Here is a 14798-nt window from a genome sequence, read left to right on the forward strand (position 1 = left end):
TTGCAGGCGTAATTCAGGTGACCGCACATGAATGATCTACAACTTGACGACTTCAAGACCGACGAAAACGCCGCCATGGTGCTGCTGGTCGACGACCAGGCCATGATCGGCGAAGCTGTGCGGCGCGGCCTGGCCCATGAAGAAAACATCGATTTCCACTTTTGCGCCGACCCGCACCAGGCGATCGCGCAGGCAATTCGCATCAAGCCGACCGTGATCCTGCAGGACCTTGTCATGCCCGGCCTCGACGGCCTGACTCTGGTGCGCGAGTACCGCAATCACCCGGCCACTGCGAATATCCCGATCATCGTGCTTTCCACCAAGGAAGACCCGCTGATCAAGAGCGCAGCGTTTGCGGCCGGGGCCAACGATTACCTGGTCAAGCTGCCGGACAATATCGAACTGGTAGCGCGCATTCGCTATCACTCGCGCTCCTACATGACCCTGTTGCAGCGCGACGCGGCCTACCGTGCGCTGCGGGTCAGCCAGCAACAGTTGCTGGACACCAACCTGGTGCTGCAACGGCTGATGAACTCCGATGGCCTGACCGGGCTGTCCAATCGCCGCCACTTCGACGAATACCTGGAACTGGAATGGCGCCGAGCCATGCGCGACCAGACCCAGCTCTCCTTGCTGATGATCGATGTGGACTTCTTCAAGACCTACAACGACAGCTTTGGCCACGTCGAGGGTGATGAGGCCTTGCGCAAAGTCGCCAATACCATCCGCGAAGCCAGCAGCCGTCCCTCCGACCTGCCGGCACGCTATGGCGGCGAAGAGTTCGCGCTGGTGCTGCCCAACACCTCGCCGGGCGGTGCGCGGCTGGTGGCGGAAAAACTGCGCATGGCGGTGGCCGCCCTGAAAATCCCGCATATCGCGCCGGCGGAAGGTTCGAGTTTGACCATCAGCATTGGCCTGTCGACGTTGACACCCGTACAGGGCACCGATTGCCGGCAGTTGATCATGGCGGCGGACAAGGGGTTGTATATCGCCAAGCATAATGGGCGTAATCAAGTCGGCATCGAATAACTCAAGGCCGGCTCAAGGCCAAATGTGGGAGGGGGCTTGCCCCCGATAGCGGTGCGTCAGTCACAACTTCATTGGCAGACAGACTGCCATCGGGGGCAAGCCCCCTCCCACATTTGGCTATTCATCGGTCTTGGGATTGTGTACAAACCTCTGCCTTTTCGGCCGGGTGGACTGCCGTTTCCAGGCGTTTGCCGTTATACTCGCCGGCTTTCAAAAGTTCGCCAACGAGTGCTGCCCGCCATGGAAATCAACCCGATCCTTAACACCATCAAGGACCTGTCCGAGCGCTCCGAAACTATTCGGGGGTATCTTTGACTACGATCAAAAGCATGAGCGTCTGACCGAAGTCAATCGCGAGCTTGAAGATCCGAGTGTCTGGAACAAACCTGAGTACGCCCAGGAACTGGGGCGCGAGCGCGCTGCGCTGGCGCAGATCGTCGACACGCTCGACGAGCTGAACACCGGCCTGGCCGACTGCCGTGACCTGCTGGACATGGCCGTCGAAGAAGATGACGAAAGCGCCGTGGGCGATGTTGTCGCCGAGCTGGCCCGTCTCGAGGAAAACCTCGCCAAGCTTGAATTTCGTCGCATGTTCAGCCACGAAATGGACCCGAACAACGCCTACCTGGATATCCAGGCCGGTTCCGGCGGCACCGAGGCCCAGGACTGGGCCAACATCCTGCTGCGCATGTACCTGCGCTGGGCCGACAAGCGCGGTTTCGACGCGACCATCATGGAGCTGTCCGCCGGTGAAGTGGCCGGTATCAAGGGCGCGACCGTGCACATCAAGGGTGAATACGCCTTTGGCTGGTTGCGTACCGAGATCGGCGTGCACCGCCTGGTGCGCAAGAGCCCGTTCGACTCCGGCAACCGTCGCCATACGTCCTTCTCGGCGGTGTTCGTCTCCCCGGAGATTGACGACAAGGTGGAAATCGAGATCAACCCGGCCGACCTGCGCATCGACACCTACCGTTCCTCCGGTGCCGGTGGCCAGCACGTAAACACCACCGACTCGGCCGTGCGTATCACCCACGTACCGACCAACACCGTGGTCAGCTGCCAGAACGAGCGCTCCCAGCACGCCAACAAGGACACCGCCATGAAAATGCTGCGGGCCAAGTTGTACGAGCAGGAAATGCAGAAGCGCAACGCCGCGTCCCAGGCGCTGGAAGACACCAAGTCGGACATCGGCTGGGGGCACCAGATCCGTTCCTACGTGCTCGATGCGTCGCGGATCAAGGATTTGCGCACCAACATCGAACGCAGCGACTGCGACAAGGTGCTCGACGGTGATATCGACGAATACCTGGAAGCCAGCCTGAAATCGGGGCTGTAAAGATTGTAGGCGATCCCCGGCCACTGGCCGGGGACAACGAACCTGATGGAAAATTTAAGACATGAGCGACCAACAACTCGACCCGCAAGCCCTGCAACAGGAAGAAAACTCCCTGATCGCCCTGCGCAAGGAAAAGCTTGCTGCCGAGCGCGCCAAGGGTAACGCCTTCCCCAACGACTTCCGCCGCGACAACTACTGCGATGCCCTGCAGAAAGAGTACGCGGACAAGACCAAGGAAGAGCTGGCAGAAGCGGCGATCCCGGTCAAGGTGGCGGGTCGCATCATGCTCAACCGTGGCTCGTTCATGGTGATCCAGGACATGACCGGGCGCATCCAGGTCTACGTCAACCGCAAGACCCTTTCCGAAGAAACCCTGGCCTCGGTGAAAACCTGGGACATGGGCGACATCATCGCAGCCGAGGGCACCCTGGCCCGTTCCGGCAAAGGCGACCTGTATGTCGAGATGACCAGCGTGCGCCTGCTGACCAAGTCCCTGCGCCCGCTGCCGGACAAGCACCACGGCCTGACCGACACCGAGCAGCGCTACCGCCAGCGCTACGTTGACCTGATCGTCAACGAAGACGTGCGCCAGACCTTCCGCGTGCGTTCGCAGGTCATCGCCCACATCCGCAGCTTCCTGGCCCAGCGTGACTTCCTGGAAGTCGAAACGCCGATGCTGCAGACCATCCCCGGTGGCGCCGCGGCCAAGCCGTTCGAAACCCACCACAATGCGCTGGACCTGCCAATGTTCCTGCGGATCGCGCCGGAGCTGTACCTCAAGCGCCTGGTGGTCGGCGGTTTCGAGAAGGTGTTCGAGATCAACCGCAACTTCCGTAACGAAGGCGTCTCGACGCGGCACAACCCTGAATTCACCATGTTGGAGTTCTACCAGGCCTACGCCGACTACGAAGACAACATGGACCTGACCGAAGAGCTGTTCCGCGAACTGGCGCAGCTGGTGCTGGGCAGCACTGACGTGCCTTATGGCGACAAAGTGTTCCACTTCGGCGAGCCGTTCGTGCGCCTGTCGGTGTTCGACTCGATCCTCAAGTACAACCCTGAGCTGACCGCTGACGACCTGAACGACATCGACAAGGCTCGCGCCATCGCCAGGAAGGCCGGCGCCAAAGTGCTGGGCTTCGAAGGCCTGGGCAAGTTGCAGGTGATGATTTTCGAAGAGTTGGTGGAGCACAAGCTGGAACAGCCGCACTTCATCACCCAGTACCCGTTCGAAGTGTCGCCGCTGGCGCGTCGTAACGACGACAACCCGAACGTCACCGACCGTTTCGAACTGTTCATTGGCGGCCGTGAAATCGCCAACGCCTATTCCGAGCTTAACGACGCGGAAGATCAGGCCGAGCGCTTCATGGCCCAGGTGGCCGACAAGGACGCCGGTGATGACGAAGCCATGCACTACGATGCCGACTTCGTACGGGCCCTGGAATACGGCATGCCGCCCACCGCCGGTGAAGGTATCGGCATCGACCGGCTAGTGATGCTGTTGACCAACTCGCCGTCGATCCGCGATGTGATCTTGTTCCCGCATATGCGGCCACAAGCGTAACCGTAGCGAAATCCGAAGCCGCCTTTTATAAGGCGGCTTTTTTATGTGGCGTAAATTCGCGTCAAACAAACAGCGCCAGGTTTTGTTGATCGGTTGCTCGTTCCCACGCTCTGCGTGGGAATGCATCCTGTGACGCTGCGCGTCACACTTAGAAGAGGGAAATGTGGTGAACCGCGTAATGGCTCAAGAAGGCGCCGCCGGCGTTGCCGCTGCCGTGGCCGATAGCGTCCAGTACCAGGGCCGCAAGGCCAGCCGCCGGGGCAGTGAACAGCGCCGGCAGGACATTCTCGATGCGGCCATGCGCATCGTGGTCCGTGACGGCGTACGTGCCGTGCGGCACCGTGCCGTGGCGGCGGAGGCCGGCGTGCCGTTGTCGGCCACCACTTACTACTTCAAGGATATCGATGACCTGCTCACCGACACCTTCGCCCAATACGTCGAACGCAGCGCCGCGTTCATGGGCAAGCTGTGGGTGCGCAACGAAGGCCTGCTGCGCGAGATGGTCGCTTACGGCGACGGCAGTCCGGCGTCGCGCTCGCAGCTGGCCGATGACATTGCGCGGCTGACCGCCGACTATGTGCAGCGCCAACTGATCAACCGTCGCGAATACCTGATGGCCGAGCAGGCCTTCCGCCAGGAAGCCTTGCTCAATCCGCGCCTTGCCGAACTGGTACGCTCCCACCAACAGATCCTGCTGCAAGGCACCGGGCAGTTTTTCCAGGTCTTGGGCTCCCGCGAGCCGCAGCAGGATGCCAAGGTGTTGACGGCGATTATCAGTCGGATGGAATATCAGGGCCTGTTGGGCGGCGCAGAGCCGCTGACCGGTGAAGAAATGCTGGAGATACTCAAGCGTTACATGCACCTGGTATTGGCTTCAGTCTGATACCAGAAAGGCCACGTTCAAAGAGGAAGCACCGGGTGGACGATTACCAGCAGACGATACGCAGCTTGTCCGATCGCATTGTGCTGGCGCAAACACCGATCCGCGTCCTCGACGCGGTGAAGTGGGACGAGAACATTCGCCAGGGCTTTCTCAAGGCCAAGGGCAAGGCCATGCCCGCCGTGGATCGCGATTACTACCTGAATCGGCCGCTGTCGTTCGATTCCAGCGCGGTCAAGCTGGAGTTCCAGAACATCGAGCGCGACATTACCCGCCGCCTCGGCCAGTTCAGCCCGGTGGGCCAGATCATGCGCCGCATGTGCCGGGAGTACCGCATGGTCGTGCGGATGCTCGAAGCCCGTGGCACCGAGGACTTCGGCCTGATTTCCCAGGAACTCTATGGCGCCGCTTCCGACGCCTTCCACGCCGGCGACCCGACGCTGGCGGACCTGGGGCTGATGCTTTCGGACTACCTGAACAACATCGATGGCCGGGGCGACCTCAAGGACGAAGCCAAGACCCTGACCGCCAAGGATGCGGTGAGCCTGCTGCAGACCCGCTTGAACAAGGTGTTCGGCGAGGCCGAGGAGACCATTCGCGTATTCGAGTCCGATGGCATCGTCGCCGACGCAGCCGCGGGCGCCGACTACATCAAGATCCGCGCCGACGCGATGTTCAACGACCGTGACGTGCGCGCCCTGGAAGTGCACGAAGGCCTGGTGCATGTGGGCACCACCCTCAATGGCCAGAACCAGCCGATCTGCACGTTCCTGTCCAAGGGGCCGCCCTCGTCCACCGTGACCCAGGAAGGCCTGGCGATCCTGATGGAGATCATCACGTTTGCCTCCTACCCCAGCCGGCTGCGCAAACTGACCAACCGCACCCGCGCCATCCATATGGTGGAGGAGGGCGCCGACTTCCTGCAGGTGTTCGAGTTCTTCCGCGAGCAGGGCTTTGAAATGGCGGAAAGCTACGGCAACGCCAGTCGGGTGTTCCGTGGCTCGGTGCCGACCGGCCTGCCGTTCACCAAGGACCTGTCCTACCTCAAGGGCTTTATTATGGTCTACAACTACATCCAGCTGGCTGTGCGCAAGGGCAAGCTGGAACAGGTGCCGTTGCTGTTCTGCGGCAAGACCACCCTCGAAGATATGCGCACCTTGCGTCAACTGGTCGACGAAGGCCTGGTCGTGCCGCCCAAGTACCTGCCCGAACAGTTTCGCGACATGAACGCACTGGCGGCATGGATGTGCTTTTCCAACTTCCTCAATCATTTGAGCCTGGACCGGATCGAGGCGGACTATTCCAATATTCTTTGACCGGACGGCGACTCACCCGGGATCTCCCACGTCCGCCCATTTCATCTCACTCACGAGGCTCAACGGATGAGAATCCTCGGCATTCTGTGCCTGCTACTCACATTGAACGGCTGCAGCTCCCTGCTGTTCTACCCCGAGCCCGGCCTGCCGTTCACGCCGGAAAAAGCCCACCTGGCGTATCGCGACGTCACCCTCACCACCGCCGACGGCGTGAAACTGCACGCCTGGTGGCTGCCGGCCAAGCCTGGCGTGCCCCTCAAAGGCACGGTGCTGCACCTGCACGGCAACGGCGGCAACCTGGCGTGGCATCTGGGCGGCAGCTGGTGGTTGCCGGAGCAGGGCTACCAGGTGCTGTTGCTCGACTATCGCGGTTATGGGCTTTCGCAAGGCAAGCCGTCACTGCCGGCCGTCTATCAGGATGTAGACGCAGCCTTCAGTTGGCTGGATCAGGCGCCCGAAGCCCAGGGGCAGCCGTTGGTCGTGCTTGGCCAGAGCCTGGGCGGCGCGCTGGCGGTGCATTATCTAGCGGGTCACCCCGAGCGCCAGTCTCGGCTCAAGGCCCTGGTATTGGACGGTGTGCCTGCCAGTTATCGTGACGTGGGACAATTTGCCCTGAGCACATCCTGGTTAACATGGCCGTTTCAGGTCCCTTTGTCCTGGCTGGTGCCCGACGCCGACAGCGCGATCAACGCCATGCCCCAGCTCAAGGGCGTTCCCAAACTGCTGTTTCACAGCCTGGATGATCCGATCGTGCCCGTGTCCAACGGCATACGCCTGTATCAGGCGGCGCCACCGCCCAGAGTGTTGCAATTGACGCGGGGTGGGCATGTGCAGACGTTTGCCGACAAGACCTGGCAAACCGTCATGCTGCTTTACCTGGATGACCCGCAGCATTTCAACGGCCTGCGGCGTCTGGGCGAAATACCGAATTACCCCCTTTCCAAGGTTGACCCATCAGAGAGCCCGCAATGAGTGAAGAGCGCAACATGATCCCGCTGATTCTCACAGGGATCGGCACCATCATCGGTACGGTCGGTTGTTTGTGGTACTACGGCTACCTGCACTTCGCCAAGCCGGAAGATGCGCTGCTGCTCAGTGAATTCACGATGCTCAAGACCGTGCCGGGGGAGGATTACAAAGTCTCACTGACCCCCGCCGCTCAAGTGGCGCAGTGCGTGGACGGTGTGCTGGTGATGTTCGATACCGACCAGAAAGGCCTGAGCGGCGTCCTGGTGAACAACAAGAAACAGGCAGTGCGTTGCATCGGGCAAGAAACTCCGCAACTGCAACAGTGAATTCTGCCTCCCATCCGTGGGAAACCGCCCTTGTCTTTACAGACTATTGATTTCACGCATGTCAGCCACTCGACAGGCCGGAACCATCCTGACTCACCCACCACTGATTATTCACCGATTGGCAAGGCTGATCGGTCCCTTAATTCATAGGTTGGAGTTAGCATTTATGGCAGGAATCAACGGTATCTCGGGCGGCGCGAACATGGGTGGCATGGGCGGCATGGGGGGGGTGGGCGGCGCTGGCAATGGTCAAGGAAGCTCGCAAGGCTTGGACCAGCAGATTAAAGATGTACAAAAGCAGATCCAGGATCTGAAAGCCAAAGGTTCTCAAGGCAGCCAGGGCGGTGCCGGTGGTGAAGATCCCCTCAAGGAATTGGAGGAGCTGCTGAAGAAGTTGCTCGCGCAGAAGGCGGGTGGCGCGCAGGGCGCTCAAGGTGCCCAGGGCGGTCAAGGCGCCGACGATGGCCAAAGCGGTGGTCAGAGCGCGGGACAGGGTCAGATCCAGCAGCCGGACTATCAAGGTTCAGGCCAAATCGGCAACTGATCAAGCCTCATGGAAAAACCGCCTGCAGGGCGGTTTTTTTTTCGTGCATCGGATGGCCAGTCGTCGGTCGGGGCAGGAATGCCTGGAACCTTATTTCGTCAGATACCACACAAAGCGTTGTCACTCACACGGTTTGAGGCGAGGATGGAATTCAAGATTCCAGTGCTGGAAAATATGCTGATCATGGCAAGGCAGCATGTGGCGATTGAACAGGAAGCTGCTCGCCGCAACAGGCTTGAGAGTCAGGCAGACAAGCAGGCGGGCCCGCAGATTCAAATGCCGGCTGAAGATACCGGTCGAACCGTACAGTTCGACGAGCCGAAAAAAAACCCACCATAAGGTGGGTTTTTTTTATGCCGCTTCAATCAATCAGTTAGCAACGGACGAGCGTGGCTTGACTGGCTGGTTGTCGTTGGAAATGGTCACTTCGACGCGACGGTTCATCGCACGGCCGGAGACGCTGCCGTTGTCGGCAACCGGGTATTCCTTGCCGTAACCCTGGGTCACGATGCGCGAAATGTCCACGCCTTGCTGGGCCAGTGCGCGCTGTACGGAAGCGGCGCGGCGCTCGGACAGGCTCTGGTTGTACGAGTCGGAACCAGTGCTGTCGGTGTAGCCTTCGACGATCACTTTACGGTCCGGGTTGTCGCGCAGGAACTGAGCCAGCTTGGTGATGTTGACCAGGCCGCTGGATTTCAGGTCGGACTTGTTGGTAGCAAACAGCACGTCACCGAAAGTCACCAGGGTGCCGCGATCGGTTTGCTTGGCGTTCAAGCTGTTTTGCAGTTGCTTGATCTGCGCGTCACGGGCGTCCAGCAGGGCGCGGGCACGTTCGTCGCCAGCGTTTTTCAGCTTGGCTTCGGACTCACGCAGGGAAATGGTGTCTTTCGCCACTTCTACACGCTGGTTGGTCAGGTAAGCCAGTTGGTCGACTTTCTTCTCGTCTTCCTTGTCGCGGTAGGCCTTGTCTGCCTTGTCCAGCCACTCGCTGGCGTCTTTGGTTTCCAGGGCTGCGAGCTTGGTCGCCTGCGGGTTGGTTTGCAGGGCCGTGAAGTTGGTCCGTGCGTTTTCCAGGTTCGCGTTCGGCGGGGTGGAGCAGGCTGCCAGGGCAACGCTCATCGCCAACAGGGCAGGGATCATCAATTGTTTACGCATAGTCGTGTCGTCCTTTCAATTCGATATCAGGTGCGATGCAATCAAGGGGCAGCGGCTTACTTCTGCTGGATAGCAGCCGGGCGCATGCCTTCCTTACGCAACTCATCAACTGCTTTCTGGGAATCCTTCACCGCTTGCTCGGCCTTGGCAGCCTGGGCCTTACGCTCAGCGACACGAGCATCCCACTCGGCTTGTTCAGCCAACATACGAGCTTTGTCGTAGTTCTTGTCGTGCATGGCGATTTCAGCTTCTTTGAGCTTGTCCTGGGCCGACTTCATTTCCACGGCTGCGAACTCGGTGCCGCCGGCGCTGACCGCGCTGTTGACCGCAGACTGGGTCACTGCGTACTGCTCGGTCGGCGGGTTACCGGCGCAACCTGCCAGAACGAAGCTGGTGCCGATTGCCAGCGCGGCCAATTTAAGCCCGCGCAGGTGGTTAAACGAGGATTTGGCAGTGCTGGTCTTCATCGTCTTCAACTCCATTGGGTAGCTCCTGAAAAACATCAAAATCCATCTCGGTGTTCGTTTGCGGGCCCGGCGGTAAAGCACATGACGCCAGTTCAAACGAGCGTTCCAAGTGATGGCTTACTGGCTGTGACCGGAGGCTTTTTTCAAAAGTTCAGCGAAGATGGCGATTTGCCTAAAAAAATATCTGACTGATTGGTCAGTTCTGGAAAAATGGAACTTTCACCACGCACAACGATACTCCGGGCCGCTGAAAAGCCCGGAATACAGGGGTTAAATTGGGGTGGGTAAAACAGTGATCAGTGCTGCTGTTCGTCAGTACCGGCTGATAAATCATGCAGATAGCGGCGTGACAAGGTCAGAAATCGCGGTGTGGGCCCAACGTCTTCGTACAGCGGATCGCCTTCCTCATCGGTGGCAATCACCTGCTGCCCCTGGACGTAGGGAAAGCTGGCTTCCAACTCTTCAAGGGCGGCGCCGATCAGCTCGCCGAGCAGTTCTTCGGCGTGACGCTTGGGGTACATCTCGGCCAGGGCGGCCAGTCTCGCGGCGGCCTCCACATCCAGATGAATGGCGTATTCGGTTTTGGTCAGCTGACCCTTGGCGGTCTCTTCCCAATGCTCGGGCAGGTCTCGAATTTTCATGGCAACCTCAATAATGAGTGTCCAGCCGCCGGTGTGCATAACGCGGCGACCTGATGTTGAGACTAGCGGGAAGCGGCAAGGTTTAAAGTGTCTTGTCAGAAACCTGCGCTGACGGCACTCTGGACCCCCTGCGCGTCCCGGATTTCTGGCTGGAGAGTGGCTGATGAGTGATATCGATGCACGCTTGCGTGAGGATGTTCACCTGCTGGGTGAACTGTTGGGCAACACCATTGCAGAGCAATACGGCGGTGATTTTCTCGACAAGATCGAGCAGATCCGTAAAGGCGCCAAGGCCGACCGGCGCGGCGCGGGCGATGAACTCAGCACGAGCCTGAATCAACTGCAGGAAGACGAACTGCTGCCCGTAGCCCGGGCCTTCAACCAGTTCCTCAACCTGGCCAACATTGCCGAGCAGTACCAGTTGATTCACCGGCGCGATGAGTCGCAACCGGCGCCCTTCGAATCCCGCGTGTTGCCGGAACTGTTGGCCCGTCTGCAGCGTGAAGGGCACAGCGATGAATCCCTGGCGCGCCAATTGGCGCGGCTGGAAATCGAACTGGTGCTCACCGCCCACCCCACCGAAGTCGCACGTCGCACCCTGATCCAGAAGTACGACGCGATCGCCGCCCAACTGGCGCTGCAGGATCACCGTGACCTTACCCGTGCCGAACGCGAGCACATCCGTGAACGTTTGCAACGCTTGATCGCCGAGGCCTGGCACACCGAAGAAATCCGTCGCGTGCGGCCTACGCCGGTGGATGAGGCCAAATGGGGCTTTGCCGTCATCGAGCATTCATTGTGGCAGGCCATCCCGAATTATCTGCGCAAGGCCGACCAGGCCTTGCATGCCGCAACCGGCTTGCGCCTGCCGCTTGAGGCTGCGCCGATTCGATTTGCCTCGTGGATGGGCGGCGACCGTGACGGCAACCCGAACGTCACCGCGCCGGTCACCCGTGAAGTGCTGTTGCTGGCGCGCTGGATGGCGGCGGATTTGTATCTGCGCGATATCGATCAACTCGCCTCCGAGTTGTCCATGCAACAGGCCAGCGCGGCGTTGCAGGCCCAGGCGGGAGACAGCGTCGAACCCTACCGTGCGGTGCTCAAGCAGTTGCGCGAACGTCTGCGCGCCACGCGCCAGTGGGCCCATGCCTCGTTGAATGGCACCGCAGCGGCACCCGAGCAGGTGTTGCAGGACAATCGCGACCTGCTCGGTCCGCTGCAACTGTGCTATCAGTCGCTGCATGAGTGCGGCATGGGCGTGATCGCCGATGGCCCGTTGCTCGATTGCCTGCGCCGCGCCGTGACCTTTGGCCTGTTCCTGGTACGCCTGGATGTGCGCCAGGACTCCACTCGCCATGCGTCGGCCATGACTGAAATCACCGACTACCTTGGCCTGGGACGTTATGAGGACTGGGACGAAGAAGCGCGCATCGACTTCCTGAGCAAGGAACTGGACAATCGTCGACCGCTGCTGCCGGGTTATTTCAAGCCGTCGGCAGACACGGCGGAAGTCTTGAACACCTGTCGGGAAATCGCCGCTGCACCGGCCGCATCGCTGGGCTCCTATGTGATTTCCATGGCCGGTGCTGCTTCGGATGTGCTGGCGGTGCAACTGCTGCTTAAAGAGTCCGGCGTGCAACGGCCAATGCGTGTGGTGCCGCTGTTCGAGACCCTGGCCGACCTGGATAACGCCGGGCCGGTGATGGAGCGGTTGTTGCAGTTGCCGGGCTATCGCGCGCGGTTGCAAGGCCCGCAGGAAGTGATGATCGGCTATTCGGACTCGGCCAAGGATGCCGGCACCACCGCCGCCGCCTGGGCGCAGTACCGGGCGCAGGAGCGCTTGGTGGACATCTGCCGTGAGCAGCAAGTGGAGTTGCTATTGTTCCACGGTCGCGGTGGCACCGTCGGCCGTGGCGGCGGCCCGGCGCATGCGGCGATTCTGTCGCAGCCGCCGGGTTCGGTGGCGGGGCGGTTCCGCACCACCGAACAAGGCGAGATGATCCGCTTCAAGTTCGGCCTGCCGGACATTGCCGAGCAGAACCTCAACCTCTACCTGGCCGCAGTGCTCGAAGCCACGCTGTTGCCGCCACCGCCCCCGGAACCGGCCTGGCGTCACTTGATGGACGAATTGGCGGCCGACGGCGTCAGCGCCTACCGAGCGGTGGTGCGGGAAAATCCGCAATTCGTCGAGTATTTCCGCCAGTCCACACCGGAGCAGGAGCTGGGCCGTTTGCCGTTGGGCAGCCGCCCGGCCAAGCGGCGTGCCGGCGGTATTGAAAGCCTGCGCGCGATTCCGTGGATCTTCGGCTGGACCCAGACCCGCTTGATGCTGCCCGCCTGGCTCGGCTGGGAAGCGGCATTAAGCAAGGCCCTGGAGCGCGGCGAGGGCGAGTTGCTTGGGCAGATGCGCGAACAGTGGCCGTTCTTCCGCACGCGCATCGATATGCTGGAAATGGTGCTGGCCAAGGCCGACGCCGATATCGCCCGGCTCTATGATGAGCGCCTGGTGCAGCCTGACTTGCTGCCATTGGGCGCGCATTTACGCGACCTATTGTCGCAGGCCTGCGAGGTGGTGCTTGGTCTGACCGGGCAGTCGCAACTGTTGGCCCACAGCCCGGACACCCTGGAGTTCATCCGCCTGCGCAACACCTACCTGGACCCCCTGCATCTGTTGCAGGCTGAATTGCTCGCCCGCTCGCGCCAACGCGAAGCGGCGCAGGACAGCCCTCTGGAACAGGCGCTGCTGGTGTCCGTAGCCGGTATTGCCGCAGGTTTGCGCAACACCGGTTGAGGTTTTTCGCGTGTTCTCAACGGCTTGCGAATGAACTGCAACGACCGCCCGGAAAAGGGCGGTCGTTGTTTGAGGGGCGGGGTTGCGCTCAGGCAAACCCGTTGGCCGACGCACGCCTGGCGCGGGTTTCTCCTACTTTGGGCGGCTTGTGTGGCAAGGGCCCGCTGTGTATCTTGATCAGCCTTTGGCCGTTTGATCGGCCTGGAACCACATTTTTACGAGATTGGCCCCACGCGGCGAATCCGAGCGTCATCTCTATAAAAAATTGAGGAGCACATCGATGCGCGTCATTCTGCTGGGAGCTCCCGGGGCCGGTAAAGGTACTCAGGCAAAGTTCATCACTGAAAAATTCGGCATTCCACAAATCTCCACCGGCGACATGCTGCGCGCGGCCGTCAAGGCCGGCACCGAGCTGGGCCTGATCGCCAAGAGCGTGATGGACAGCGGTGGCCTGGTCTCCGATGACCTGATCATCAACCTGGTCAAGGAACGCATCAGCCAGGAAGACTGCAAGAACGGTTTCCTGTTCGACGGCTTCCCGCGCACCATTCCCCAGGCTGAAGCCCTGGTCAAGGCCGGTGTCGAGTTGGACGCCGTGGTTGAAATCGCCGTCGAGGACGAAGAAATCGTCCAGCGCATTGCCGGTCGTCGCGTACACGAAGGCTCGGGCCGCGTGTACCACGTCGTCTACAACCCACCCAAGGTTGAAGGCAAGGACGATGTCACCGGTGAAGACCTGGTGCAGCGCAAGGACGATACCGAAGAAACCGTGCGTCATCGCCTGTCGGTCTACCATTCCCAGACCAAGCCGCTGGTGGACTTCTACCAGAAGCTCTCCGCTGCCCAGGGCAAGCCGAAATACAGCCATATCCCTGGCGTCGGCTCCGTGGAGGCGATTACAGCCAAGGTGCTGCAAGCACTGAGCTGATGCGTTGATCGACTGCATTGACAACGGCCCGCTTGCGGGCCGTTGTTGTTTATACTGGCGCACTTTTTTCGACTTGGACACCCACACCCATGAGCACCCTGCTGGCCCTGGACACCGCGACTGAAGCTTGCTCGGTTGCCTTGCTGCACGATGGCAAAGTAACCAGCCACTACGAGGTGATCCCGCGCCTGCACGCGCAGAAGCTGTTGCCGATGATCAAGCAACTGCTGGAAGACGCCGGCACCAGCCTGGCGGCCGTGGATGCCATCGCTTTCGGCCGTGGCCCCGGTGCGTTTACCGGTGTGCGCATTGCCATTGGCGTGGTGCAGGGCCTGGCGTTTGCGCTGGAGCGTCCGGTGTTGCCGGTGTCCAACCTCGCGGTGCTGGCCCAACGTGCGCTGCGTGAACACGGTACTTCCCAGGTGGCGGCGGCGATCGATGCGCGGATGGATGAAGTGTATTGGGGCTGCTATCGCGAGAGCGCCGGTGAAATGCGCCTGGTGGGCGTTGAGGCCGTGCAGGCGCCGGAGTCATCGGTGTTGCCGCAAGATGCCAGCGGCGAGTGGTTCGGCGCCGGCACCGGCTGGGGGTATGGCGAGCGGATCGGTGTGCAACTGGTCGGCCAGGACCCTGCGATGCTGCCCCATGCAGAAGACTTGCTGACCTTGGCGCGCTTTGCATTCGAGCGTGGCGAGGCCATTGCGGCTGATCAGGCGGCGCCGGTGTACTTGCGCGATAAGGTTGCGCAAACCAAGGCGGAACGCGGGATTATTTGACGCCAAAAATGATGGCATTTTGAGGCAAATTTCGCCAATCGTCAGAATTTGCAGCGGTTTTTAAACCTTTTACCAA

The 14798-nt window shown here is 60.7% G+C and carries 15 protein-coding genes; 12 read left to right on the forward strand and 3 right to left on the reverse strand.

Going from position 1 to position 14798, the window contains the following annotated elements:
• The first annotated feature begins 27 nt into the window (after positions 1–27).
• The 9 genes from BFP89_RS13975 (at position 28) to BFP89_RS14020 (ending at position 8303) form a co-directional block, all read left to right on the forward strand.
• Positions 28–1029 (forward strand): response regulator, encoded by a 1002-nt coding sequence (locus BFP89_RS13975; protein WP_065886050.1) that lies wholly within the window; start codon positions 28–30, stop codon positions 1027–1029.
• A gap of 240 nt (positions 1030–1269) precedes the next feature.
• Positions 1270–2365, forward strand: a protein-coding gene (gene prfB / locus BFP89_RS13985; protein ID WP_104501908.1) for a peptide chain release factor 2 whose coding sequence is annotated in 2 segments (ribosomal slippage) — positions 1270–1341 and positions 1343–2365 — 1095 coding nt in all. Because the reading frame shifts where the segments join, the coding sequence is not laid out codon by codon here.
• A 61-nt stretch (positions 2366–2426) separates the two neighbouring features.
• Positions 2427–3929: a lysine--tRNA ligase gene (gene lysS, locus BFP89_RS13990; protein ID WP_065886051.1), complete on the forward strand. Its 1503-nt coding sequence runs from the start codon at positions 2427–2429 to the stop codon at positions 3927–3929.
• Positions 3930–4095: 166 nt separating this feature from the next.
• Complete coding sequence (locus BFP89_RS13995; RefSeq protein ID WP_083203333.1) at positions 4096–4812, forward strand: TetR/AcrR family transcriptional regulator; 717 nt, start codon at positions 4096–4098, stop codon at positions 4810–4812.
• A 35-nt stretch (positions 4813–4847) separates the two neighbouring features.
• Entirely contained in the window at positions 4848–6125 is a 1278-nt protein-coding gene (locus BFP89_RS14000; protein ID WP_005785511.1) for a flavohemoglobin expression-modulating QEGLA motif protein, read from the forward strand.
• Positions 6126–6191: 66 nt separating this feature from the next.
• On the forward strand, positions 6192–7097 hold the full coding sequence (locus tag BFP89_RS14005) for an alpha/beta hydrolase (protein ID WP_065886053.1): 906 nt from the start codon (positions 6192–6194) through the stop codon (positions 7095–7097).
• The gene (locus tag BFP89_RS14010) at positions 7094–7420 is read left to right on the forward strand and encodes a hypothetical protein (RefSeq protein ID WP_065886054.1); all 327 of its coding nucleotides are present in this window, start codon (positions 7094–7096) and stop codon (positions 7418–7420) included. Before BFP89_RS14005 ends, BFP89_RS14010 begins: the two co-directional genes overlap by 4 nt.
• Positions 7421–7586: 166 nt before the next feature.
• A complete protein-coding gene (locus BFP89_RS14015) occupies positions 7587–7964 on the forward strand; it encodes a hypothetical protein (RefSeq protein ID WP_176718417.1) in 378 nt (125 codons plus the stop codon).
• Positions 7965–8108: 144 nt separating this feature from the next.
• A complete protein-coding gene (locus BFP89_RS14020; protein WP_065886055.1) occupies positions 8109–8303 on the forward strand; it encodes a hypothetical protein in 195 nt (64 codons plus the stop codon).
• 30 nt (positions 8304–8333) lie between these two features.
• On the opposite strand, the gene BFP89_RS14025 is transcribed toward BFP89_RS14020, so the two are convergent.
• The 3 genes from BFP89_RS14025 to BFP89_RS14035 form a co-directional block, all read right to left on the reverse strand.
• Complete coding sequence (locus tag BFP89_RS14025) at positions 8334–9119, reverse strand: OmpA family protein (protein ID WP_065886056.1); 786 nt, start codon at positions 9117–9119, stop codon at positions 8334–8336.
• A gap of 56 nt (positions 9120–9175) precedes the next feature.
• Positions 9176–9601: a DUF4398 domain-containing protein gene (locus tag BFP89_RS14030; RefSeq protein WP_065886057.1), complete on the reverse strand. Its 426-nt coding sequence runs from the start codon at positions 9599–9601 to the stop codon at positions 9176–9178.
• Between the two features lie 281 nt (positions 9602–9882).
• Positions 9883–10227: a pilin assembly protein gene (locus BFP89_RS14035; RefSeq protein ID WP_065886058.1), complete on the reverse strand. Its 345-nt coding sequence runs from the start codon at positions 10225–10227 to the stop codon at positions 9883–9885.
• 163 nt (positions 10228–10390) lie between these two features.
• On the opposite strand from BFP89_RS14035, the gene ppc reads away from it, so the two are divergent.
• From ppc to tsaB, 3 genes are all read left to right on the forward strand, one after another.
• Positions 10391–13018 carry a phosphoenolpyruvate carboxylase gene (gene ppc, locus BFP89_RS14040; protein WP_065886059.1) on the forward strand — a complete coding sequence of 876 codons (2628 nt, stop codon included), beginning with the start codon at positions 10391–10393 and terminating at the stop codon, positions 13016–13018.
• 280 nt (positions 13019–13298) lie between these two features.
• Positions 13299–13946, forward strand: a complete 648-nt coding sequence (gene adk / locus BFP89_RS14045) for an adenylate kinase (RefSeq protein ID WP_003172225.1) — start codon at positions 13299–13301, stop codon at positions 13944–13946.
• 89 nt (positions 13947–14035) lie between these two features.
• The gene (gene tsaB, locus BFP89_RS14050) at positions 14036–14722 is read left to right on the forward strand and encodes a tRNA (adenosine(37)-N6)-threonylcarbamoyltransferase complex dimerization subunit type 1 TsaB (protein ID WP_065886060.1); all 687 of its coding nucleotides are present in this window, start codon (positions 14036–14038) and stop codon (positions 14720–14722) included.
• Positions 14723–14798: the final 76 nt, after the last annotated feature.

The sequence above is a fragment of the Pseudomonas sp. 31 R 17 genome (genome assembly GCF_900004915.1).
GTDB classification, from domain to species: Bacteria; Pseudomonadota; Gammaproteobacteria; order Pseudomonadales; family Pseudomonadaceae; genus Aquipseudomonas; species Aquipseudomonas orientalis_A.

Excerpts from the sequence above, each read along its gene's own strand:
- BFP89_RS13975 (WP_065886050.1), top strand. The coding sequence starts at position 28 with ATGAATGATCTACAACTTGACGACTTCAAGACCGACGAAAACGCCGCC.
- BFP89_RS14025 (WP_065886056.1), bottom strand. The coding sequence starts at position 9,119 with ATGCGTAAACAATTGATGATCCCTGCCCTGTTGGCGATGAGCGTTGCC.
- lysS (WP_065886051.1), top strand. The coding sequence starts at position 2,427 with ATGAGCGACCAACAACTCGACCCGCAAGCCCTGCAACAGGAAGAAAAC.
- adk (WP_003172225.1), top strand. The coding sequence starts at position 13,299 with ATGCGCGTCATTCTGCTGGGAGCTCCCGGGGCCGGTAAAGGTACTCAG.
- tsaB (WP_065886060.1), top strand. The coding sequence starts at position 14,036 with ATGAGCACCCTGCTGGCCCTGGACACCGCGACTGAAGCTTGCTCGGTT.
- BFP89_RS14005 (WP_065886053.1), top strand. The coding sequence starts at position 6,192 with ATGAGAATCCTCGGCATTCTGTGCCTGCTACTCACATTGAACGGCTGC.
- BFP89_RS14020 (WP_065886055.1), top strand. The coding sequence starts at position 8,109 with ATGGAATTCAAGATTCCAGTGCTGGAAAATATGCTGATCATGGCAAGG.
- BFP89_RS14010 (WP_065886054.1), top strand. The coding sequence starts at position 7,094 with ATGAGTGAAGAGCGCAACATGATCCCGCTGATTCTCACAGGGATCGGC.
- ppc (WP_065886059.1), top strand. The coding sequence starts at position 10,391 with ATGAGTGATATCGATGCACGCTTGCGTGAGGATGTTCACCTGCTGGGT.
- BFP89_RS14035 (WP_065886058.1), bottom strand. The coding sequence starts at position 10,227 with ATGAAAATTCGAGACCTGCCCGAGCATTGGGAAGAGACCGCCAAGGGT.
- BFP89_RS14030 (WP_065886057.1), bottom strand. The coding sequence starts at position 9,601 with ATGGAGTTGAAGACGATGAAGACCAGCACTGCCAAATCCTCGTTTAAC.
- BFP89_RS14015 (WP_176718417.1), top strand. The coding sequence starts at position 7,587 with ATGGCAGGAATCAACGGTATCTCGGGCGGCGCGAACATGGGTGGCATG.